The organism is Metabacillus rhizosphaerae, assembly GCF_037201795.1.
In the GTDB taxonomy this organism is placed as follows: Bacteria; Bacillota; Bacilli; order Bacillales; family Bacillaceae; genus Metabacillus; species Metabacillus rhizosphaerae.
In genome coordinates, this window is sequence record NZ_CP147403.1 from 2,941,530 (window position 1) to 2,961,147 (window position 19,618).

Here is a 19,618-nt window from a genome sequence, read left to right on the forward strand (position 1 = left end):
ATAAGTGTTATTCTTCTGTTATCAATTTTTATGCAAGGTATGGCGGTAACCCCTCAAGTAGAGGCATCACAAGCAGCTCCGAAAAAATATCAATTTGACTTTGGAGAAGGTCCTGTAGAAAAGGGGTTTACGGGAGTTAGCGCAACTACTCGTTATAATGAGAAAATGGGCTATGGATTTAACACCCCAGAAAACATGAAGAATGTTACAGCTGCAGGAACAGGGGTTGCTAGTGATGCTGTTCAATTTTTAGCCTTTGGCACGAAAAGTGAAAACACATTCAATGTTGATCTTCCTAATGGGCTTTACGAAGTAACTGTAACACTTGGTGATACTGCAAGAGCAAGCGTTGCTGCTGAAGGAGTTTTTCAACTCATCAATATGACTGGAAACGCAGCAACAGATACATTTCAAATCCCCATTACAGACAATCAATTAAATCTACTTGTTACAGAGGGGAAAGTTGGTACAAACTTTACTCTTAGTGCTATTGAGATCAAGAAATTATCTAAACATGCTGTAATGAAACCGACAATTTATATTGGTGGAGACTCTACAGTTTGTAACTATTACCCATTAGCGAATAGTTTACAAGCAGGTTGGGGACAACTTTTGCCAGAGTTTGTTGATACGGAAACATATCAAATACGAAATATGGCTTCAGGGGGGCAAATTGCTAGGGGATTTAGAGACGATGGTCAGCTTGAAGCAATCTTGAAGTATATTAAACCAGATGACTATTTTCTGTTACAGTTAGGAATTAATGACACAAATCCAAAAAATAAGACAACCGAAGCAGAATTTAAAGAGATAATGAGAGACATGGTTAGACAAGTCAAAGATAAAGGAGCGATGGTGATACTATCAACTCCTCAAGGAAGGGCAACAGATTTTAATTCAGATCATGTTCATAATTCAGAAAATAGATGGTATAGACATTCCATTTTAGCTTTAGCTAAGGAAGAAAAAGTACCATTAGTAGATCTAAATGTACTAAGTTCAACTTATTTTACATCAATAGGTCCTGAAGCTACAGGTAAACTTTATATGCCTGGAGATAGCTTACACCCTAACCGTGAGGGTGCAAGACAACTTGCCCAAATTGTAGCTGATGATTTGAATAGACAAGGGTTTGAAGGATTTATATCTCGATAATATTAATGGAAAATGAAATAGTAACTTAATAGACAAGGCTGTATAAAAGCTAGCCCTTTATACAGCCTTTTTTTTGTATTTTCAAGCATTTACCTCTTATGGTGTAAAAAAATTGACCTCAAAAAGAAATGAAAAATTTTCTATTTATATAATTATAATGTAATCAAGGATTGATTATAGTAAAATAGTCATTAATCGGCAATATTCAAGGAGAGAATTATGGCGAAAAAAGTAAAATGGCTATTATTATATATTATATTCAGCTTCGTTTGGATTATTGTTACTGATAACTTAATTGTCTATAACGGAATCCCAAAAGACATTCATTTAATTTTTCAAAATATTAAAGGATGCATATTTGTTGTGCTAACGAGTGTGTTTTTCTACTATTTAATAGTGAAAAAGGAAGCATATGAAAAAGAAAGGCAAGAGAAAAATAAGTTAAATATATTAATAAATTCAATGGTCGACTTTGTTAATTTTAAAGATGGTGATGGCAGATGGACGGAGGCAAATGAGTTTGCATTAAAGCTATTTCAAATTGAGAATGTTGATTACCGAGGTAAAAAGGATTCTGAGCTAGCTGACTTTAGCAATTTTTATGGTGATGCGCTAAGATATTGTGAAATATCAGATGAAGAAGCATGGTTAAAAGGTGAGGTTAGTCAGTGTATTGAAGAAATCCCTATGCGAGATGGAACGGTTAAAACGTTTAATACGATAAAGGTTCCAATATTTAATGAAAATGGAACAAGAAAAGAGCTCGTCGTATTGGGACGCGATGTAAGTGATAGGATTGCTGCTGAAAGGAAATTGGCAGAAAGTGAACAAAGATATAAATCATTGTTTGAATTTAATCCAGAATTAGTATATATGATTGATCTACAAGGAAATCTTACAAACGTAAATGATCATTTTTATAAATATACTGGCTATAACAAGGAAGATTTCTTACAAAAGTCAGTACTATCTCTTATCGTTGAAAATGATCGTCGACGGGTTAGTGAAGCCTATATAAAGGTGATTAAAGAAAACAAACCATGGATTAATGAAGAAATTGAGATTATTAAAAAGGATCAGTTAAAGAAGAGTTTACGTTGTACTGCAGTTCCTATGATCATTAATAATGAGACAGTAGGAGTGATTGGGTATGCCGTTGATATAACAAAAGAAAAAGAAACGATGCAACTACTTCGAAAAACTGAGAAGCTTTCAGTTGTTGGGGAATTGGCTGCAAGTGTTGCACATGAAATCAGGAATCCGTTAACATCATTAAAAGGATTTCTTCAAATGCTCCAATCCTCAAGTGATGAAAATCAAATGTATTATAAAATTATGCTTGAAGAAATTGAACGAATAAATATTATCTCAAGTGAGCTATTAGTTTTAGCAAAGCCGCAACAAATTCATTTTCAAAAACGAAATATAAATGAGTTGCTATCAAATGTGAAATCATTGCTTGAGTCTGAAGCAAATTTATATGGCGTTGAGTTAGAAATTTTAACAAATGATAGGCTCCCACTTGTAGATTGTGAGTCTAATCAATTAAAACAGTTATTTATAAACATAATCAAAAATTCTATAGAAGCTACATCAAAAAAAGTGCAAGTTTCTATTAATAAAACAGATCACGACCATATTTGTATTCTGTTTAAAGATGACGGATGTGGGATAGACCAAGAGAGGTTAAAGCATTTAGGAGAGCCCTTTTATTCAATGAAGGAGAAAGGGACAGGCTTAGGGTTAACCGTTAGTTATAGAATTGTCGAGTTTCATAAAGGTCAAATTCAGTTCGAGAGTAAAGTAAATGAAGGAACAACTGTAAGGCTTGTCTTACCAATTAATAAATAAAGAAAGATCCCTATGTATCAAATTGCTTAATAGCAAATGATGCATAGGGATTTTTTATGGTTGAGTTTCAAGCTCAAATTATAATTACTTAAAGCTTCTGAGATTATATCTGGATATTGTTGTAAATAGACAATCACAAATAGTTGGTATAGTCGTATATTATAAAGTGGCAACTCACCTAAAGGAGCTGATTTGAAGTGACTCATTATTATTGTCAACCTATGTATAATCCGGTATATTATCCCAATGGATACCCAGTAAGACAGGTAACTACAATCCCCTACAATTATTACTATCAACAGCAAGTTAGGCAATTTCCTGATGTCGATCCTACATTATTTGAACAATCGGCTAAATCAATGCAGCATTTAATGAAAGAAGCAAGTTTGGTTTTAAATGAGCTAGCAAAGTCAAAACCGTTTGCTAAAAAGGTTATGGATGCAGCACAGCAATCAAATATGAAGGAAGTTGATCAGTTAATCAAGTCGACCGGTATTAAGTCAAAGGTAGAGACAACTTTTAATCCTGATGGAATTAACCTAAAGCTATCGTCTAAAGTTGGTGGTTCGGATTGTTGTCACTTAACAATTGGGCTTAGATGGCTGTAAATTGATTAACTAAATTTATGCGAAACGAGATGGAGCTACCAATTTCGTGTATATTCCCCTATTAATCCTGCGTTCACATTACATTAAAGTTTAACCCAACCTTAATAGCTCCCCTCTGTCCCATAATATTACTAATTTATAAAGAACACTCCTCTGCTGGAAATCTTGGCTTTTCCTTGAAATTTGCAAATATTAAATCAAAATCGCATATGAATCCTTCAAATTACATTTTGTTTGAACAATTGTCGAAAGCGTTTATAATAAGGATATGGAAAACATTACATTAGTAATATTTTCTAAACTAATAAAAGGTGAATCAATATTAATTCCTAAAGTTTAGGTAAATACCACTAAATATTTATAGTTAATTAGAACTGATGTTTAATAAGAGATTTATAGATTTTATTTAAAAACCTCCATGAGTAAGTCCTTTTTCATAGTTCAAAGTTAATGTGAATCCTTAACGTTTAATAAGTAAAAATATCAATATTTAGTAAGAAACACTCTTTGTAATTGGAGGAAAGTAAATGGCAGGAGAAACAATTTTAATAATAGATGATGATGAGGATATCAGATCGATTTTACAACTGTACTTGTCAAAAGAGGGGTACTCTGTTACCGTATCTGGATTTGGAAATACTGCAATAAAATTAGTCGATCTCCATCGTCCCAATTTAATCATTTTAGATGTGTTACTCCCTGATATGGATGGATATGAGGTTTGTCGATTATTGCGTCAAAAAACAAGTGCACCAATTTTATTTTTAAGCTCAAAAGAAGATGATTTTGATAAAATTTTAGCGCATCGTATTGGTGGAGATGATTACATAACAAAGCCCTTTAGTCCTGCAGTACTTGTTGCTAAAGTACAAGCTCATCTACGTAGAAATAAAAATATTTCACATCAAGTATATAAACTGAATGAATGGACTGAAGACTATGTATTGGTTTTTCCAGGGCTAACAATAGATAAAAACAGCTGTGTTGTAAAAGTAAATAAAAAAGCGATACCACTATCAGCAAAAGAATATCAGCTATTATGCTTATTAGCAGAAAATCCAAATCGAGTCTTTACCGTGGAGCAGATGTTTGAACGGGTTTGGGGTGAAGAAAGTCTTGGTGATTATAGAACTGTAATGGTACACATCAGTAATTTGCGTAAAAAAATTGAACCACATCCTACAGAGCCAATTTATGTCTTAACCTTAAGAGGTATGGGGTATAAATTTAATGGCTTTTTTGATGATTAATATCACCATAAGTCTGTAAAAAATTTTTAATCTCTTCTTTTGTAATTCCTAGAGTAAATGCTTCTTGAATCAGCTTTACCCATTCATAATCGAGATCTCTATTTGAATCAGATAAAGTGAAATGCTTAAACTTTTCCATTTGAAACCTCCGTCATGATATTTGATAACCTTATCATACTTTATAAACTATAAAGCTTGTATAAGGTTTCTTAAAGATTAGTTAAAGAATGCAAATAAATTCCATAAGCAAAAGGTGGATGACAAATGGAATCATTAAGTAGGTATCAATCATTAGAGGAAATATCAAGCAATCACTTATATACTCTTTATAAAGGATTTTCTACTGATACTAGAAAGAATGTGCTTCTTAAGATAGTAAAGGAGCAACACGTTTCAAAAAAAACAATCGCTTCCATACAGTATGAATATGATTTAGTTCAATCAATTGAGATTGAAGAAATATTACGACCTATAAGTTTGGAAACTGATGGTAGGCAACCTTATGTGGTATATGAATATTTTCCTTGTGAAACGTTGAACACCTACCTCAAGAAAAAAGAAAAATTGAAAGTAGACGAGTTTTTAAGAATGACTATTAAGCTTGCAACGGCATTAGTTAATCTTAATCGCCATCAACTTGTACATAAAAACATTAACCCTTCTACGATTTTACTTAATCATACTTCAAATGAACTTAAACTTACTGGTCTCCAATATACTCAAAAAAATCGAATAAGTAACAATCAAATACCTATTGATAAAGAGATGGACATCGAATTAGCCTATATATCTCCAGAGCAAACTGGAAGAATCAATCGAAATGTAGATTTTCAATCAGACCTTTATACACTTGGTGTCGTTTTTTATGAAATGCTAACAGGTCAAACACCTTTTGTTGTAGAATCACCATTTGATTGGATCCATGCGCACTTAACAAAACAGCCACCTCCTTTAACAGATCTAAATGAAGATGTTCCTGAAATCCTAACAAATATTATTATGAAACTTCTAAGTAAATCTCCAATTGATCGCTATAAGAGTTCGTATGGCTTAAGAGAGGACTTAATCACTTGTCTCCAACATTATGAAAATGGACAACTAACCTCGTTTGCAATAGGGAAAAAAGATACATTTATGAATATAGAGACAAATAATCGATTATTTGGAAGAGAAGAAGAAGTAAATAAGTTAATATCCATATGTAATCGTACTCTTGAAAACGGTGAAACACAGCTTATGCTCATATCTGGTGAATCAGGAACAGGAAAAACAGCGATAGTGGATGAAGTGTTGCAGGAATTAAATAAGAAACAGACATTTTTAATTCGAGGAAAGTTTGACCTTCTCCTTAAGCAAAGTCCTTATAGTGCCATACTTGATGCATTTAAAATGCTTTTTAAGCAAATTCTCACAGAAGATGAAACAAATATTAACAAGTGGGGTCGTTTGATTGAAGATGAAATAGGATCTAATCTAACAATTTTATTAAGTGTTTTACCTGAATTGAAATGGCTTGTAAATAAAGAGAATGAAGAAATTGAATTGACGGCAGTAGATATGTCCTCACATTTTTATTATTTATTTCAAAAGCTTGTACGTGTATTTGCTCAAAAAAATCATTCGCTCATTTTATTTTTAGATGATTTGCAATGGGCAGATAGTGCTTCTTTAGAATTGATAGAGTATTTAATTTCAAATCAAGATACACATTATTTTTTAATGATAGGAGCCTATCGAGAAAACGAGATAACGTCAGAACATCTTTTATATCAAACGATTAGTCACTTAAAAGATGAAAGAAAGGTACAAACTATTACTCTTGATGCTTTATCCTATGATATAGTAAGCGATTGGATTCAGTCATATCTATCAGAGCAAAAAGAAGATGTTAGAGTGTTAAGTACAACTATTTATCGAATTACACAGGGAAATCCATTCTTCATTAAACAATTACAACTATCTTTTTATGAAAATAACATTCTATTTTTTAATGAAAAGAGCGGAAACTGGTCGATTGATGAAACAAAATTATCACAAGCCTCCATTCAAGATAACGTTGTTTTTTATTTAATCAATCGCTTGAAAAAGTTACCAGAAACAACACTAAGGCTTATTCAAATTGCAGCGTGCATAGGTAATCAATTTGATTTACATACAGTTTATAAAATAGCAAAACAAGATCAATTAAGTACGAGTAGAATAATCGATACTGCAATTGACATGGGGCTTCTTCTTCCAGCGCACGAAAATGTAGATAAAAGGGAGAGTAAACAAGATATAAGTGATGTTTCTACTTCTAACTATCGTTTTATCCATGACCGCGTTCAACAGGCAATCTATTCAACAATGTCAAACAAAGAAACGTCAACTAACCATCTGGCAATTGGGAGAGAGCTTATTCAAGATGAAATGACTGAATCACAATTAGTAAATGTAGTCTATCATCTTAATCTAGCTCGACATTTACTGCCTGAAAAGGAAACGATCATGCTAGCCAAAATGAATGTAAATGCTGGAGAATTCGCGAAAAATACAGCAGCCTATCAAGCAGCATTAATATATTACAAGGTTGCATACGAATTATTAGGTGAGGATTGGAAGAATCACTATGATTTAACATTTAACCTACTTAAGGGCTTAGGTGAAGCACAGTATTTAAACAGTAACTTCGATCAATCTGAACATACGTTTAATACATTGCTCAAGCATGCAAAAACAAAGGTTGAAAAACTATCGATTTATAATCTGAAAATCACATTGTATACACATGTTCACCGTGTAGAAGAAGCGGTTGAAGCAGGCTTAGCAGGATTGCAATTAATGAATCAGAAATTTCCTTTTAAACCGAATAAACTACATATTGTCAAAGAATTACTTTTTGTTAAATTAGCTTTCGCAGGAAAACAACCGAAAGACTTATTGAAATTGCCAGAAATGGAAAGTGAAGAAAATCGTTTAATTTTGCGGACATTGATCCAATTAAATGCTCCGACCTATCATGTAGATCAAAACCTTTCAACTATTTTCATGCTAAAAGCGATGAGAATGACGATTAAGTTTGGTCTAACAGAATTTAGTCCATTAGTTTTTAATAATTATGCACTCATTTTAAGTGCAGGTTTTCATGATTTTAAGCAAAGCTATGAATTTGGAAAGCTAGCTTTATTGTATGCTGAAGAGAATGGCAATATAGGTATAAAAGGTAGGGTATCCTTTGTTTTCGCAAGCTTTGTGAACCATTGGAAAAACCATATAAAGGATAATATTAAGTATCTGGAACAATCGCAAAAATATTGTCTACAGGCGGGGAACATTCATCTCGCTGGAGCAAATAGTTCATTTCTCGTCATTTCTCATTTTATTAAAGGAACACTCTTAGAAGAGCTTAAGAATATTATTCAATTACAGAAAACCTTCATTGAAGATATTAAATATCCAATCTCGGCAGGCTTTATGGCAGAAATGCAGGAATGGCTTGACTATCTTACGAGTGATAAACGGATTGAATGGCAGTTTACTAAAATTATTGATGATGATTCTGCCAAAATTATTCATTATACAATGCGTCTACATATGGCCTACTTATTTAATAAGGATAAATTTGCTAATCAAGTATTAAAGGAATTAGCACCTTTAGTGAATAGTCGCTTAACATTAGTAATCGCACCAGAATTTTATTTTTTCGAAGCATTATGGCTATTGAAGTTTATTAGACTAGGAAAGACCACTATTTTGAGTAAAAGGGAATCGCTTAAAAAGATAAAACGAAATATACGAAAGCTAAAAAAATATGCTAAGTTGTCACCTGAAAATTATGAGTCTAAGAAAATGCTAGTTATGGCGGAGTTAGCTGCAATTACAAACAATAAGCAAACTGCAGAGGCGTATTTTGATATAGCGATCCAATCTAGTGAAGAAAATCAGTTTCTTCAAATGGTCGCTTTATGTAATGAAGCAGCTGGTCGATTTTACGCAGAGCAGAAGAAAAATAAAATTGCAGGTCTTTACTTTACTGAAGCTTATAACAGCTACCTAAAATGGGGGGGCATTAAGAAAGCGCAACATCTGTCTGATAAATATCGAACATACATGCGAGACAATGTTGAAGTCAAGAAAACGTTATATGAAGGTCGAGCAGAGAATTATGATTTAAATGCAGTATATAAAGCAGCACAAATTATATCAAGTGAAATGAAAATTGAGCAATTGTTAGAAAAAGTTATCCATATTACGATGGAAAATGCAGGTGCAACGAAAGGGACCATTTTATTTAAACAAGGTGAGGAATTAATTGTTGTTGCTCATGAAAATTATAGGCTTGAAGAATCCGTACATAGAGATAATGATTTTTCACCTAATATTGTTCAGTATGTAAATCGAACTGGTAACATTGTTCAATTAGATGATGCAAGTAATATAGGTATTTTTCAAGAAGACGAATACGTCCTGAAAACGAAGGCGAAATCTATTATTTGTATACCAATTTTCTATTATCAAAAGTTAAAAGGGATTCTATATTTGGAAAACGAAAAGGTGACAAATGTGTTTTCAAAGGAACGGATTAGCTTCTTAACGCTACTATCAACGCAGGCGGCGATATCGATTGAAAATGCTCAGCTCTACAAAAACCTTGAGGATAAAGTTAAAGAAAGAACAGCCGAGCTTCAACAAGTTAATCAAACCCTTGAGGAGGCAAATAAGTATTTAGCACAATCAGAAGAAATAAGGAGAGAGTTACTATCCAATATTTCACATGATTTGCGAGCACCAATTGCAAGTATACAAGGGTATATGGAAGCAATACTAGATGGATTAGCGAACACGGAAGCAAAGCGAGATGAATACATACGAAATAGCATTTCACGTATAAAAGGATTAAATGTCCTTATTAACGATTTGTTTGATTTAACCCAATTGGAATCAGGCAATCTTTCTTTTAGCTTTGATTATGTTCCAGCTGATAAACTGTTGGAAAACATAAAAAGCAAATTTCTCTACGAAGTCACAAGAAAAAATTTATATTTACAGCTTGAGTTAAATGAAGATATGGAACTCTTTCCGTTAATTGAGATTGATGTTGAGAGGATAGGACAAGTTTTCGCTAATTTGATTACAAATGCAGTTAAACATACAAATAGTGGTGGGATTCATCTGAAATTAGAGAAAGTGGAACAAAATGTAATAATCTCTTGCCGTGATACTGGTTTAGGGATTGCTTATGAAGATTTGCCTTATATATTTGAAAGAAACTTCACAAAAGCGAATCACCCTTCAAGAAAAGGGCATGGTCTTGGTCTGGCAATTTGTAAAGAAATCATCAAACATCACAACGGAGAAATTTGGGCAGAGAGTGAGATTGGAAAAGGTACAACGATTTATATACAGCTTCCTGTTGTTCGTGTGGAGGAAGAATTAGTATTAACATAGGTCGGATTTGTTTTTACACGTGCTTGGTATCAAAACATGTAAGTGTTTATAAAAAAAAACGTGACTTACATTTAATGGTAAATCTGATCTAAATCTATCGTTTGGCATATCCAGTGTATGGTTTGAATAAGTTCAGAATGAAGATTCTTTCGTGACTACGTCGAATCATTTTACATCATTTGCTAAACGAAAGTGGGGATCATCAAATGCCAAGTGAGTTATATAAAGTTGAAGTTAATATGCCGATCCAATCAATATGGGACTTTGTAAGTGTAATGGACAATTGGGCACCTCTTGTACCTGGATATATTGAGCATGAGATTTTAAATGATAGCGAGTCAATTTGGAAGTTCAAAACCGATTTAGGGGTTATTAAGAAGAAGGTAGAATTAAAAGTTGATATCACAGATTGGATTAAACCTAAAAAGGTTATTTTTAATCTAACTGGTATCAATGAAAAAATGACTGGAAAAGGTTATTTCGAAGCACAAATAATTGATACGAACAACACTCTGATGACTGGGTATCTAGAAATCACACCTGAAGGCAAAATGGCGAAATTAATTAATTCTAAGCTTAAGAAAAATTTAAATGAATTGACGAAGGAATTGACTGAAGCGATAATAGCTAAAATAAAAGAAGATGAACATGCGATAAGATAGTTGTTAGTAAGAATTAATCAAGTATAGAAAAATCTGTCCGTATTTAGGCATCCTATGTAGGTAGGATGTCTTTTTTACTATGAAAAAGAATGTAGCTTAGTAATAGAATTAATTAAAAGGCTAACTCGCTAAACTTTGTTGCTATGTACCAAGTGGTGTGGTGAGGTTGATTTCCGCTCCAATCAACCTTCCACAGGTTCGTGTTATAACATCAATCTCTAAATTGAACGAAGCTTGTTCTTAAAAGTTAATTAAAAGCTTTGTTATTGACAACGGAATTTTATTTGTGATATATTTATCTCGAAATAAGGATATCTGAATCTGAGATAATACCACAAGTAATTATCTCTTTATATTTTGAATAGTCAATTCAATAACATCGAAAAATATATTAACAATTATTCACTGTCCCTTTAAAGTAAAAAAACTCAGAAAAGGGCTAGTACACAGTTCGACACTATAGAGCTATGTTTGTAGCTTAATTGGAGGAAATTAAAGTGAATGAATTAAAAGGATTACACCATGTAACAGCCATTACAAGTAGTGCAGAAAAGAACTATGAATTTTTCACTTATGTTTTAGGAATGCGTTTAGTAAAGAAAACTGTTAACCAAGATGATATTCAAACATACCACTTATTTTTCGCGGATGACAAAGGTAGTGCAGGCACAGATATGACTTTCTTTGACTTCCCTGGCATTCCCAAAGGTGTACATGGTACAAATGAGATATATAAAACATCTTTTCGGGTACCAAGTGATGCTGCGTTAGATTATTGGGTAAAACGTTTAGATAGTTTAGAGGTAAAGCATACAGGGGTGAAAGAACAATTTGGTAAACAGACGCTTTCATTTGTTGATTTTGATGACCAAGAATACCAATTGATTTCAGATGAGAATAATGAAGGTGTAGCATCTGGTTCACCATGGCAAAATGGACCGATTCCTCTTAAGTTTGCAATAACTGGTCTAGGGCCAATTTTTATCCGTATCGCTAATTTCGAATACTTTAAAGAAATGTTGGAAAAAGTTCTATTATTTAAAGAAATAGATCAGTCAGGATCATTTCATTTATTTGAGGTTGGTGAAGGAGGAAATGGTGCCCAAGTAGTAGTAGAATATAATGCAATTCTACCTCAAGCTAGACAAGGTTTTGGTACAGTTCACCATGCGGCATTCCGTGTTGAAGACCGAGCAGTTCTAGAAGAATGGATTAATCGTATGGAAAGCTTCGGATTCCAAACCTCAGGATATGTTAATCGTCACTTTTTTGAGTCATTGTACACAAGAGTTGCTCCACAAATTCTATTTGAGTTTGCAACAGATGGTCCAGGATTTATGGGAGATGAACCTTATGAAACACTTGGAGAAAAATTATCTTTACCTCCATTCTTAGAGCCAAAACGTGAACAAATTGAAAGTTTAGTTCGCCCAATTGATACTGTAAGAAGCACAAAAGAATTCATTAAAGAATAATGAATAATTTACTATTTTAGATAAATTATTATGCTAAGTATTATGTATATTAAAGAGCTTCCTAATAGATGTTTCATCTCTAGGAAGCATTGTTACAAAAAGTAATAACCTCACAATTTATGATATTAATAATGTTACAGATCTAATAAGTTGACAAAAGAAGAAAAATCCATTAAAATTATCTCATATTCAAGATATTTAAATTTAGGATATATATATTTTAAGCTATTAATGAAGTTGATAAGATTTAGAAATAGGACTCTGTGTCATTTTAATTTCAAAGCATAAAAATTTTTATTTTTTATCTCAAATTAAAAATTCTTTAAATGAAGGTAAAAGTGATCTTAGGAAAACTTTAAACAGCAGAATTTAAACCTCCAAATTAAAGGGGTTGATAAAATTTAAAAATATCAAATGAGAACAAACAATATTTTAGGCGGTGCAGAAGATGGGCATTATAGAGAAATTATTTGGTGGATCTAAACATAAGGAGGAAAAAACAATGACAAAATTAAACATTGGAATTATCTTAGGAAGTACACGTCAAGGACGATTAAGTCCACAAGTAGGAGAATGGGTGAAAGGAATTGCGGACAAACGTGAAGATGCAAATTATGAAATCGTAGATATTGCGGAATTCAAATTACCATTTTTAGGTGAAACAGATGGTCAAGAACCAGGAATAAAAGCTTGGTCAGAAAAACTTGCTAGTTTAGATGGATTCGTATTTATTACACAAGAATACAATCACAGTATCACAGGAGCTTTGAAAAATGCACTTGATCTAGCTCGTGTGGAGTGGAACAATAAAGCTGCAGGTATTGTGAGCTACGGTTCAACAGGTGGAGCTCGTGCAGCAGAACATCTTCGTGGGATCTTAGGTGAATTACTAGTTGCAGACGTTCGCACACATCCTACATTGTCACTATTTACAGATTTTGAAAACGGAAGTGTTTTCAAGCCAGCTGAATTACATCTTGATAATGTTAATGGTATGCTAGACCAAGTTATTGCATGGAGTGGAGCACTAAAAACATTGAGATAAAATAAATGACAAATCGTTATACATGGGAGGGAGGATGTTAATCCTCTCTTTTTTTCTATGATTAGAATAAAAATCCTCAGGATATTTTTATAAAATGAGCATTTAATTGGAAAATATGTTAGCATAATATGGTAAATAGAGTTAAAGTAACACATCTACATATATATAGAACAGATCATCCATCTACTTTTAGTACCATTTTTTTTTAAAGAAAGAAGGTGTGAAAAAATTGGTAATTAATATCTTGTTTACAATTATGTTCATACTTGGTGTATATTATCTAATCAATTATCGATTAAGGATAAAGAAAGCAGCTGATTTATCTAAGGATGCACTATATCCAAAAATAGACGATGAGTTTAATAGTATTCTCCTTCCAATTGAATGGGAGAAAATGGAACCTCTTGCAAAGAATACGAAATCCTATCAATATGTGAAATGGGGAACCCTTATTGCCCTTTTATTGTTATTGGTTCTATTGTGGATTGTTCTTGCAACAGAATGGTTAGGATCCTCCTTCTTTAGTGTTGTCTATTTGTTTATTGTGATCATTAACTCGATTAAGCATCGTGGAAATCTGTTCATCTTATCAAAAGGAATCATTCTCAATAGTAAGTTCTATTCTTCAAATCAAATAAAGAATTATCAAATAGAAAAAATTGTCCGGTGGCACGAGCTTTACGGGCTTGATGATCGTGTGAACAACGCTTATAAAATGACATTTAAAATAAAGAAAGAGTTATTCCCTCAAAATTATATTGTTGTAAAAGATACTGATTATCTTGAACGAATGATTTTATTACTTGATGAACAAGGTATTCCAGGTATGAAAGAAAAGGAACTAGCTAATTCTTCAGTAGGTAATTTTACAACTAAATCTTAGTGTTTCATCACAAATAGGCATAATCCATAAATGGTTTACGTCTATTTGTACTTCAAGGAAGGATATATGGTTAGTTATATAAATTTTACTTTTTTCAATAATATCTATAGCTAACTAATTAACAAAATTGGGTGATCAGATGGATATTTAAAATATTGTCTAATCGCAAGTGATATACCTTTTGCAATATTTGTAGCCATTGTATATATAAGATGGAGATTCGTATAAAATAGAGAAGATTCTACAGCTGGATCATTTTCGAGGACCACTCCCATTACGCTACAATCTCCAATAGATGGAAGGTTATGGCCAAGACCACTCCCAGGGCGCAAAGAGCCTTCACGAACAACAATCGTGTTAACGATCCCTTCTGAACCAAGTACACTATCAATTGCAACAACAAAGCTATTATTTGGTAAGGCAATACCCGAAAATCTTGGGACAATGGTTGTGGCATCTAAGGGAGATTTTAGATTTCCCAATACAGTTAAGTGATTTGGATACATGTCTTGAAGTAAGGTTCCAACAAATGGACCAAGGCTGTCGCCATTAATTAGGTTAGAACCAATGCCTACGACATATATATGCTCCGTCCCTTCTGGAATTAAATTATACAAGGTGTTACGAATAAACAGCGGTGCTAGCTTATGACTATATGGGATAATTCCCTCAAGCATTGAAATTCTTGTGTCCATATCATTCTGTTTATACATGTTGTTATTTCCCCTCACCAATATTTTCAGTAGTTCACCGATCTCTCTGTGTAAAACGCTTTCATATTCTTGTATTTTTTAGAATTTTTGATCGTTATTTTATTTTACATTATAATTTAATATTCTTTATTCATATTAAAATTCCTTCTATAATTTGATTAATAGAATAAGTACCTAATAAACGTTTTGCTTGATCCTAGAATGATTTGTTGTTCTGATGAAGATTATTATTGGTAAAGTGACTAGCTCATTGAATATAAAAGCAAAAATTAAAATGTGACATAATTAATGTACGAGAATGCTTGCTAATGCTGCTAATAAATGAGCTTAAGTAAGCTTTTTTTATATGAAAGTTAGGAAGTAAAAGCTAAATAATTGAGATGTAGTGCACCCTTAATTTTCGTTTTTTATTTAGTTTAAGGCTCACTGTTTTTTTGCGAATTGTTGACGCATGTAGAGGTAAAAAGCAATCAAGTTTAACAGAGTGAAGTATAATATAAAATTTTTAAAAAGAAGGAGATATTGTGTTAGGATAATCCACTATGAGAAAATAATATTAAACAGTTGGAAGGGATGATACATATGGCTAATTTAAAATTCGAAATAATAGAAAAGATTGGAACAATTTCAGAAGGCGCAAAAGGGTGGAAGAAGGAATTAAATCTAATGAGCTGGAATGACCGTGACCCAAAATATGATTTGCGTGATTGGGATCAAGATAACGAAAAGATGGGTAAAGGAATTACATTATCTAAAGATGAGTTAATTCAATTAAAAGAGCTATTGAATGGAATGGACATATAATAATAAGCAAAACAATTAGACAGGGGCGATAGATAATCCGCTCCTGTTTTTTTGTGTTAAACAGTATTTATTGCGCTCAAAGGCATTGATACTTGCTGCTCATAATAATCTGATAAGACAACTAACAACTGTAGATGGTTTGTAAATTTCTTATGGATAGAAGCCTTGTTTTAATATGAATTGATGAGCAAGCAAAATAATCTATAAAGCGTCATTTGGTGACAATATCCATTACAAATGTAATACTTAGGTCACGTTAAATGCATATTACCATGAATATTGTAACTTTTTTGTAACTCTTTAATTAATTAAGACTTTTATAATGAAGATATTCCATTATGGATCAACCGTTAGTGCGGTTCCGATCTGTAAATAAGTAGATAGGAGTGTGCTGGGTGGAAAATAGAGGGACATGGAAGTTATTATTGTATATCTCTCTTGGAATTTTGTTATCAGGTTGTAGTATGGTCAAATCTCCAAGTGAGCTAATTGAATCTCCTCAACCACAAGATGTGAAAAAAATTAAATTGCAGCATAAGTTAAATCAACTTTTACCATCTGAAATTGAGTTTATGACAGCAAAACAAGGTGCTACAAATCAGTCAATTTTTATGAGAGATATAAACGGTGATGGGAAACAAGAAGCATTCATTTTATATAGAAGTTTAAAGGGAAACCAACAAGTTCAATTACTCGTACTTCAAGAAAGTAAGGAAGATTGGACAGAGTTATCAGCTATCGAAACGAATTATCACACTCTTGATTATTTTAGTCTACAAGATTTGGATAGTGATGGAGTAATGGAAATGGTCATTGGTTTAGGTGGTGCAACTGATTTTGAAACTGAGAAACAGCTAGTTATTTATAAGTGGGATACAAAGGGGCTAAAGAAAGAAATTGAGCAAAGCTTTGATGAAATAGACATTGCAGACTACGATGGAGATGAGAAAAAGGATGTTCTTCTTATAAATGGGAAAAGGAGAGAATCTTTCACTGCAGAAATGTTTTATTATCAAAAAGGTGAACTTAGATCACGCTCAGTCATTAGTTTAAACAGTTTTTCATTTCATGAGAAGATCGTGAGTGGAAAATTAAACGATGGTCATAAGGCATTATTTATAGATAGTGCGATAGGTGTTCATTCAATGCTTACTGAAATTATTGCATTTGATAATGGTGAACTTGTGAATGTTGGGGACGAGAATGGTGGTATTACATATAAAGATTACCCTCTCTATAGCAAAGATATTAATGGAGACGGCGTAACTGATGTAGGTGGGATGTATATCCCTAAAGGTTGGGAGGATACTGAGTTTTCACAAATTCCCTTTATAGAATTTTATTCCACGTATTCAATAGATGGAGCCTCGAAAAAGGTTGAGGAACGGTTTACCGATCGAGTACGCAGGTTTTACATAAAGATTCCTTCTGCATGGCATGGAAAGGTCACTATAGAAGAGATTCAAAATGGTATTCAATTAATATCTATTTCAAATGAACAGCTTGTGTTTGAAGTGAAATGGGCGAGCGAAAAATCATGGGATTCTTCAAAAAAAGTTTTGAAGGAAACAAAGGATACCATTTTTTATTCAGATATGAAGGAAAATCAAACGTTTCCTTTTGATCAATTTCATCTGCTGGAAAATGAGTTTTAAGTGAGGGAAGAAAATGAATAGAATCCTTGTTGTTGAAGATGAGTTATCTATACGAAGTTTTGTCAGCTTAAATCTGAAAAAGAAGAGATATGAAGTAAGCGAAGCAGAAACAGGGGAAGAAGCATTGAGGTTGTTCCAAAGGGAAGCATTTGATATCGTTTTGCTCGACCTTATGCTTCCAGGAATAGATGGATTTGAAGTTTGTCAAGAAATTAGAAAGGTAAATCAGTCAGTGGGCATTATAATGCTAACGGCAAGAACTCAAGAGAAAGATAAAGTGGAGGGGCTTGTAATGGGAGCCGATGATTACTTGTTTAAACCATTCAGCTTGGTGGAACTAGAAGCAAGAATTTTCTCGCTTATGCGTAGGATAAATCTAAACTACAGAGTTTCATTGGAAAACAGTGAAATACTTGAATCAGATCACTTTCAGTTAGATGTGAAAAATAAAAAGTTATTATCCTCGGGAAGAAATATCAAATTAACACCAACTGAATACTCGATCCTTCATTTATTAATGAGTCATCAAAACAGAGTATATACAAGAGATGAATTATTAGATGAAGTATGGGGGAAAAACTATGTAGGTGATTTAAAAGTGGTCGACGTAAATATAAGACGAATTCGTCAAAAAATAGAGACCGATCCATCATCTCCCGTTCATTTATGTACTGAATGGGGACATGGATATATATGGAATGGTTAGCCGATGAAAAGAAAAGTCATTTTATATTTTATGATCATCATTATCTTGACTTTAGGTTTAGTCATGACTGTATTTGGGGTCGCGTTGACAAAGTATTACTACCAAGGAATAGCCAATGCTTTTCAAAACCATGTCGAAGCAATCAATCCTATTTGGACAGAGGAAAATGAACAAAAGAGTGGGAGTCTTGAGGAATACAGTGATCTAGTGATGAAAAGCTATCAATACGACGGAGCTGAACTACAATTATTAAATAATAAAGGCGAACTTTTACAATCATCAACAGGCTTTTACGAAAAACAAACCTACTCCATAGATCCTAATGTCTTTTCATATAGCACTATATATAAGAAAGAAAAGCTTGAAAAGTCAGGAGAGAAAGTTTTAGCAGTTTACACACCTCTAATGTCGGAAGGACAAGTAGTGGGAGTACTTCGTTATGCCTCATCTTTGACTAATGTACAGGAGATAATTAATAGTTTACTTGGTTATGGGTTAATGATATGTCTAGGTGTTGCAGTAATTGTCTTTCTTGTTAGTCTTCGTCTTGCCGATTCAATTGTGAGACCTTTTAATGAAATTATTCAGCTTACTCGTGAAATGTCAAAGGGTCGGTTTGAGAAAAGAATAAAAGATATCTATCCACATGAACTTGGCGAAATGTCGAGAACGCTTAATTTTATGGCTGAAGAGATTGTCAAAATGGATCGGTTAAAGACTGATTTCATCTCTTCAATTTCACATGAACTTAGGACGCCTTTGACAGGGATAAAGGGGTGGGTAGAGACCATGGAATCACCTGATGGTTTAACGGAAGAAGAAGCAAAATTCGGCTTGCGTATGATCAATAGTGAATCTGAACGCCTCATGAAATTAGTGGAAGATCTATTAGACTTCTCAAGATATGAGTCAAATCGAGTCACACTTGTTCCAACCTTGCTGGAATTTGATACGCTCATTAAGGATGTAGTGTTACAGCTGCAAAAAAAAGCTAACGAGAAAAACCTACAGATTAAGCTAGAATGTAGTCCTGTTTTAATCCATGCTGATGGCGACAAGATAAGACAAGTATTATTAAATTTGTTGGATAATGCCATTAAGTTTTCTGAAAAAGGTAGTGAAATTCAAATCTACCAGGATGTGAGTGAAAAAATGGTCATACTAAAGATCCAAGATTACGGAATTGGGATACACCAAGATAAAATAAATTATATAATGGATTCTTTTTACAAAATTGATTCAAAATCAATTGGTGCAGGGATTGGATTAGCTATTTCCCGCAATATTATCAATAAGCATGAGGGAACAATCGAAGTTAAAAGTGAGTATGGGAAAGGAACAATTGTAATTGTTTGTTTACCAATAAATAGGAATGAACAATGAA

General features: G+C 33.0%; 15 protein-coding genes. 13 read left to right on the forward strand and 2 right to left on the reverse strand.

The genetic code is table 11. The annotated features are described in order from the left end of the window. The first annotated feature begins 30 nt into the window (after nt 1–30). The 4 genes from WCV66_RS14520 (at nt 31) to WCV66_RS14535 (ending at nt 4,864) form a co-directional block, all read left to right on the forward strand. Entirely contained in the window at nt 31–1,155 is a 1,125-nt protein-coding gene (locus WCV66_RS14520; RefSeq protein ID WP_338789454.1) for a rhamnogalacturonan acetylesterase, read from the forward strand. 219 nt (nt 1,156–1,374) lie between these two features. Then, nucleotides 1,375–3,006: a PAS domain S-box protein gene (locus tag WCV66_RS14525; RefSeq protein ID WP_338785827.1), complete on the forward strand. Its 1,632-nt coding sequence runs from the start codon at nt 1,375–1,377 to the stop codon at nt 3,004–3,006. A 197-nt stretch (nt 3,007–3,203) separates the two neighbouring features. Next, nucleotides 3,204–3,614: a hypothetical protein gene (locus tag WCV66_RS14530; RefSeq protein ID WP_338785828.1), complete on the forward strand. Its 411-nt coding sequence runs from the start codon at nt 3,204–3,206 to the stop codon at nt 3,612–3,614. Between the two features lie 527 nt (nt 3,615–4,141). Further along, nucleotides 4,142–4,864, forward strand: coding sequence for a response regulator transcription factor (locus tag WCV66_RS14535; protein WP_338785830.1), 723 nt, complete (start codon nt 4,142–4,144; stop codon nt 4,862–4,864). Here WCV66_RS14535 and WCV66_RS14540 read toward each other — a convergent pair. Next, the gene (locus WCV66_RS14540) at nt 4,842–5,003 is read right to left on the reverse strand and encodes an anti-repressor SinI family protein (RefSeq protein WP_083964473.1); all 162 of its coding nucleotides are present in this window, start codon (nt 5,001–5,003) and stop codon (nt 4,842–4,844) included. The genes WCV66_RS14535 and WCV66_RS14540 overlap by 23 nt on opposite strands. Before the next feature lie 125 nt (nt 5,004–5,128). Between WCV66_RS14540 and WCV66_RS14545 the strand changes: the two genes are divergently transcribed. The 5 genes from WCV66_RS14545 (at nt 5,129) to WCV66_RS14565 (ending at nt 14,356) form a co-directional block, all read left to right on the forward strand. Continuing rightward, nucleotides 5,129–10,291 carry an ATP-binding sensor histidine kinase gene (locus WCV66_RS14545; RefSeq protein WP_338785832.1) on the forward strand — a complete coding sequence of 1,721 codons (5,163 nt, stop codon included), beginning with the start codon at nt 5,129–5,131 and terminating at the stop codon, nt 10,289–10,291. A gap of 206 nt (nt 10,292–10,497) precedes the next feature. Beyond that, on the forward strand, nt 10,498–10,953 hold the full coding sequence (locus WCV66_RS14550; RefSeq protein ID WP_338785833.1) for an SRPBCC family protein: 456 nt from the start codon (nt 10,498–10,500) through the stop codon (nt 10,951–10,953). A gap of 497 nt (nt 10,954–11,450) precedes the next feature. Continuing rightward, nucleotides 11,451–12,428 carry a ring-cleaving dioxygenase gene (locus WCV66_RS14555; RefSeq protein ID WP_338785834.1) on the forward strand — a complete coding sequence of 326 codons (978 nt, stop codon included), beginning with the start codon at nt 11,451–11,453 and terminating at the stop codon, nt 12,426–12,428. Between the two features lie 448 nt (nt 12,429–12,876). Next, nucleotides 12,877–13,473 carry an NAD(P)H-dependent oxidoreductase gene (locus tag WCV66_RS14560; protein WP_338785835.1) on the forward strand — a complete coding sequence of 199 codons (597 nt, stop codon included), beginning with the start codon at nt 12,877–12,879 and terminating at the stop codon, nt 13,471–13,473. Nucleotides 13,474–13,693: 220 nt separating this feature from the next. Next, nucleotides 13,694–14,356 carry a hypothetical protein gene (locus WCV66_RS14565; RefSeq protein ID WP_338785837.1) on the forward strand — a complete coding sequence of 221 codons (663 nt, stop codon included), beginning with the start codon at nt 13,694–13,696 and terminating at the stop codon, nt 14,354–14,356. A gap of 110 nt (nt 14,357–14,466) precedes the next feature. Here the strand turns inward: WCV66_RS14565 and yyaC are convergent, their stop codons facing one another. After that, nucleotides 14,467–15,069, reverse strand: a complete 603-nt coding sequence (yyaC, locus tag WCV66_RS14570; RefSeq protein ID WP_232328976.1) for a spore protease YyaC — start codon at nt 15,067–15,069, stop codon at nt 14,467–14,469. Nucleotides 15,070–15,651: 582 nt separating this feature from the next. On the opposite strand from yyaC, the gene WCV66_RS14575 reads away from it, so the two are divergent. From WCV66_RS14575 to WCV66_RS14590, 4 genes are all read left to right on the forward strand, one after another. Further along, nucleotides 15,652–15,873 (forward strand): YdbC family protein, encoded by a 222-nt coding sequence (locus tag WCV66_RS14575; protein WP_338785839.1) that lies wholly within the window; start codon nt 15,652–15,654, stop codon nt 15,871–15,873. A gap of 395 nt (nt 15,874–16,268) precedes the next feature. Further along, nucleotides 16,269–17,528, forward strand: a complete 1,260-nt coding sequence (locus tag WCV66_RS14580; protein ID WP_338785840.1) for a VCBS repeat-containing protein — start codon at nt 16,269–16,271, stop codon at nt 17,526–17,528. 13 nt (nt 17,529–17,541) lie between these two features. Beyond that, nucleotides 17,542–18,234: a response regulator transcription factor gene (locus tag WCV66_RS14585; RefSeq protein WP_338785841.1), complete on the forward strand. Its 693-nt coding sequence runs from the start codon at nt 17,542–17,544 to the stop codon at nt 18,232–18,234. Between the two features lie 3 nt (nt 18,235–18,237). Further along, on the forward strand, nt 18,238–19,617 hold the full coding sequence (locus tag WCV66_RS14590; protein WP_338785842.1) for a sensor histidine kinase: 1,380 nt from the start codon (nt 18,238–18,240) through the stop codon (nt 19,615–19,617). The last annotated feature ends 1 nt before the right edge of the window (nt 19,618 follow it).

Coding starts and splice junctions, on each gene's coding strand:
- WCV66_RS14520 (WP_338789454.1), top strand. CDS start 31: ATGCAAGGTATGGCGGTAACCCCTCAAGTAGAGGCATCACAAGCAGCT.
- WCV66_RS14525 (WP_338785827.1), top strand. CDS start 1,375: ATGGCGAAAAAAGTAAAATGGCTATTATTATATATTATATTCAGCTTC.
- WCV66_RS14535 (WP_338785830.1), top strand. CDS start 4,142: ATGGCAGGAGAAACAATTTTAATAATAGATGATGATGAGGATATCAGA.
- WCV66_RS14540 (WP_083964473.1), bottom strand. CDS start 5,003: ATGGAAAAGTTTAAGCATTTCACTTTATCTGATTCAAATAGAGATCTC.
- WCV66_RS14545 (WP_338785832.1), top strand. CDS start 5,129: ATGGAATCATTAAGTAGGTATCAATCATTAGAGGAAATATCAAGCAAT.
- WCV66_RS14550 (WP_338785833.1), top strand. CDS start 10,498: ATGCCAAGTGAGTTATATAAAGTTGAAGTTAATATGCCGATCCAATCA.
- WCV66_RS14560 (WP_338785835.1), top strand. CDS start 12,877: ATGGGCATTATAGAGAAATTATTTGGTGGATCTAAACATAAGGAGGAA.
- yyaC (WP_232328976.1), bottom strand. CDS start 15,069: ATGTATAAACAGAATGATATGGACACAAGAATTTCAATGCTTGAGGGA.
- WCV66_RS14575 (WP_338785839.1), top strand. CDS start 15,652: ATGGCTAATTTAAAATTCGAAATAATAGAAAAGATTGGAACAATTTCA.
- WCV66_RS14585 (WP_338785841.1), top strand. CDS start 17,542: ATGAATAGAATCCTTGTTGTTGAAGATGAGTTATCTATACGAAGTTTT.
- WCV66_RS14590 (WP_338785842.1), top strand. CDS start 18,238: ATGAAAAGAAAAGTCATTTTATATTTTATGATCATCATTATCTTGACT.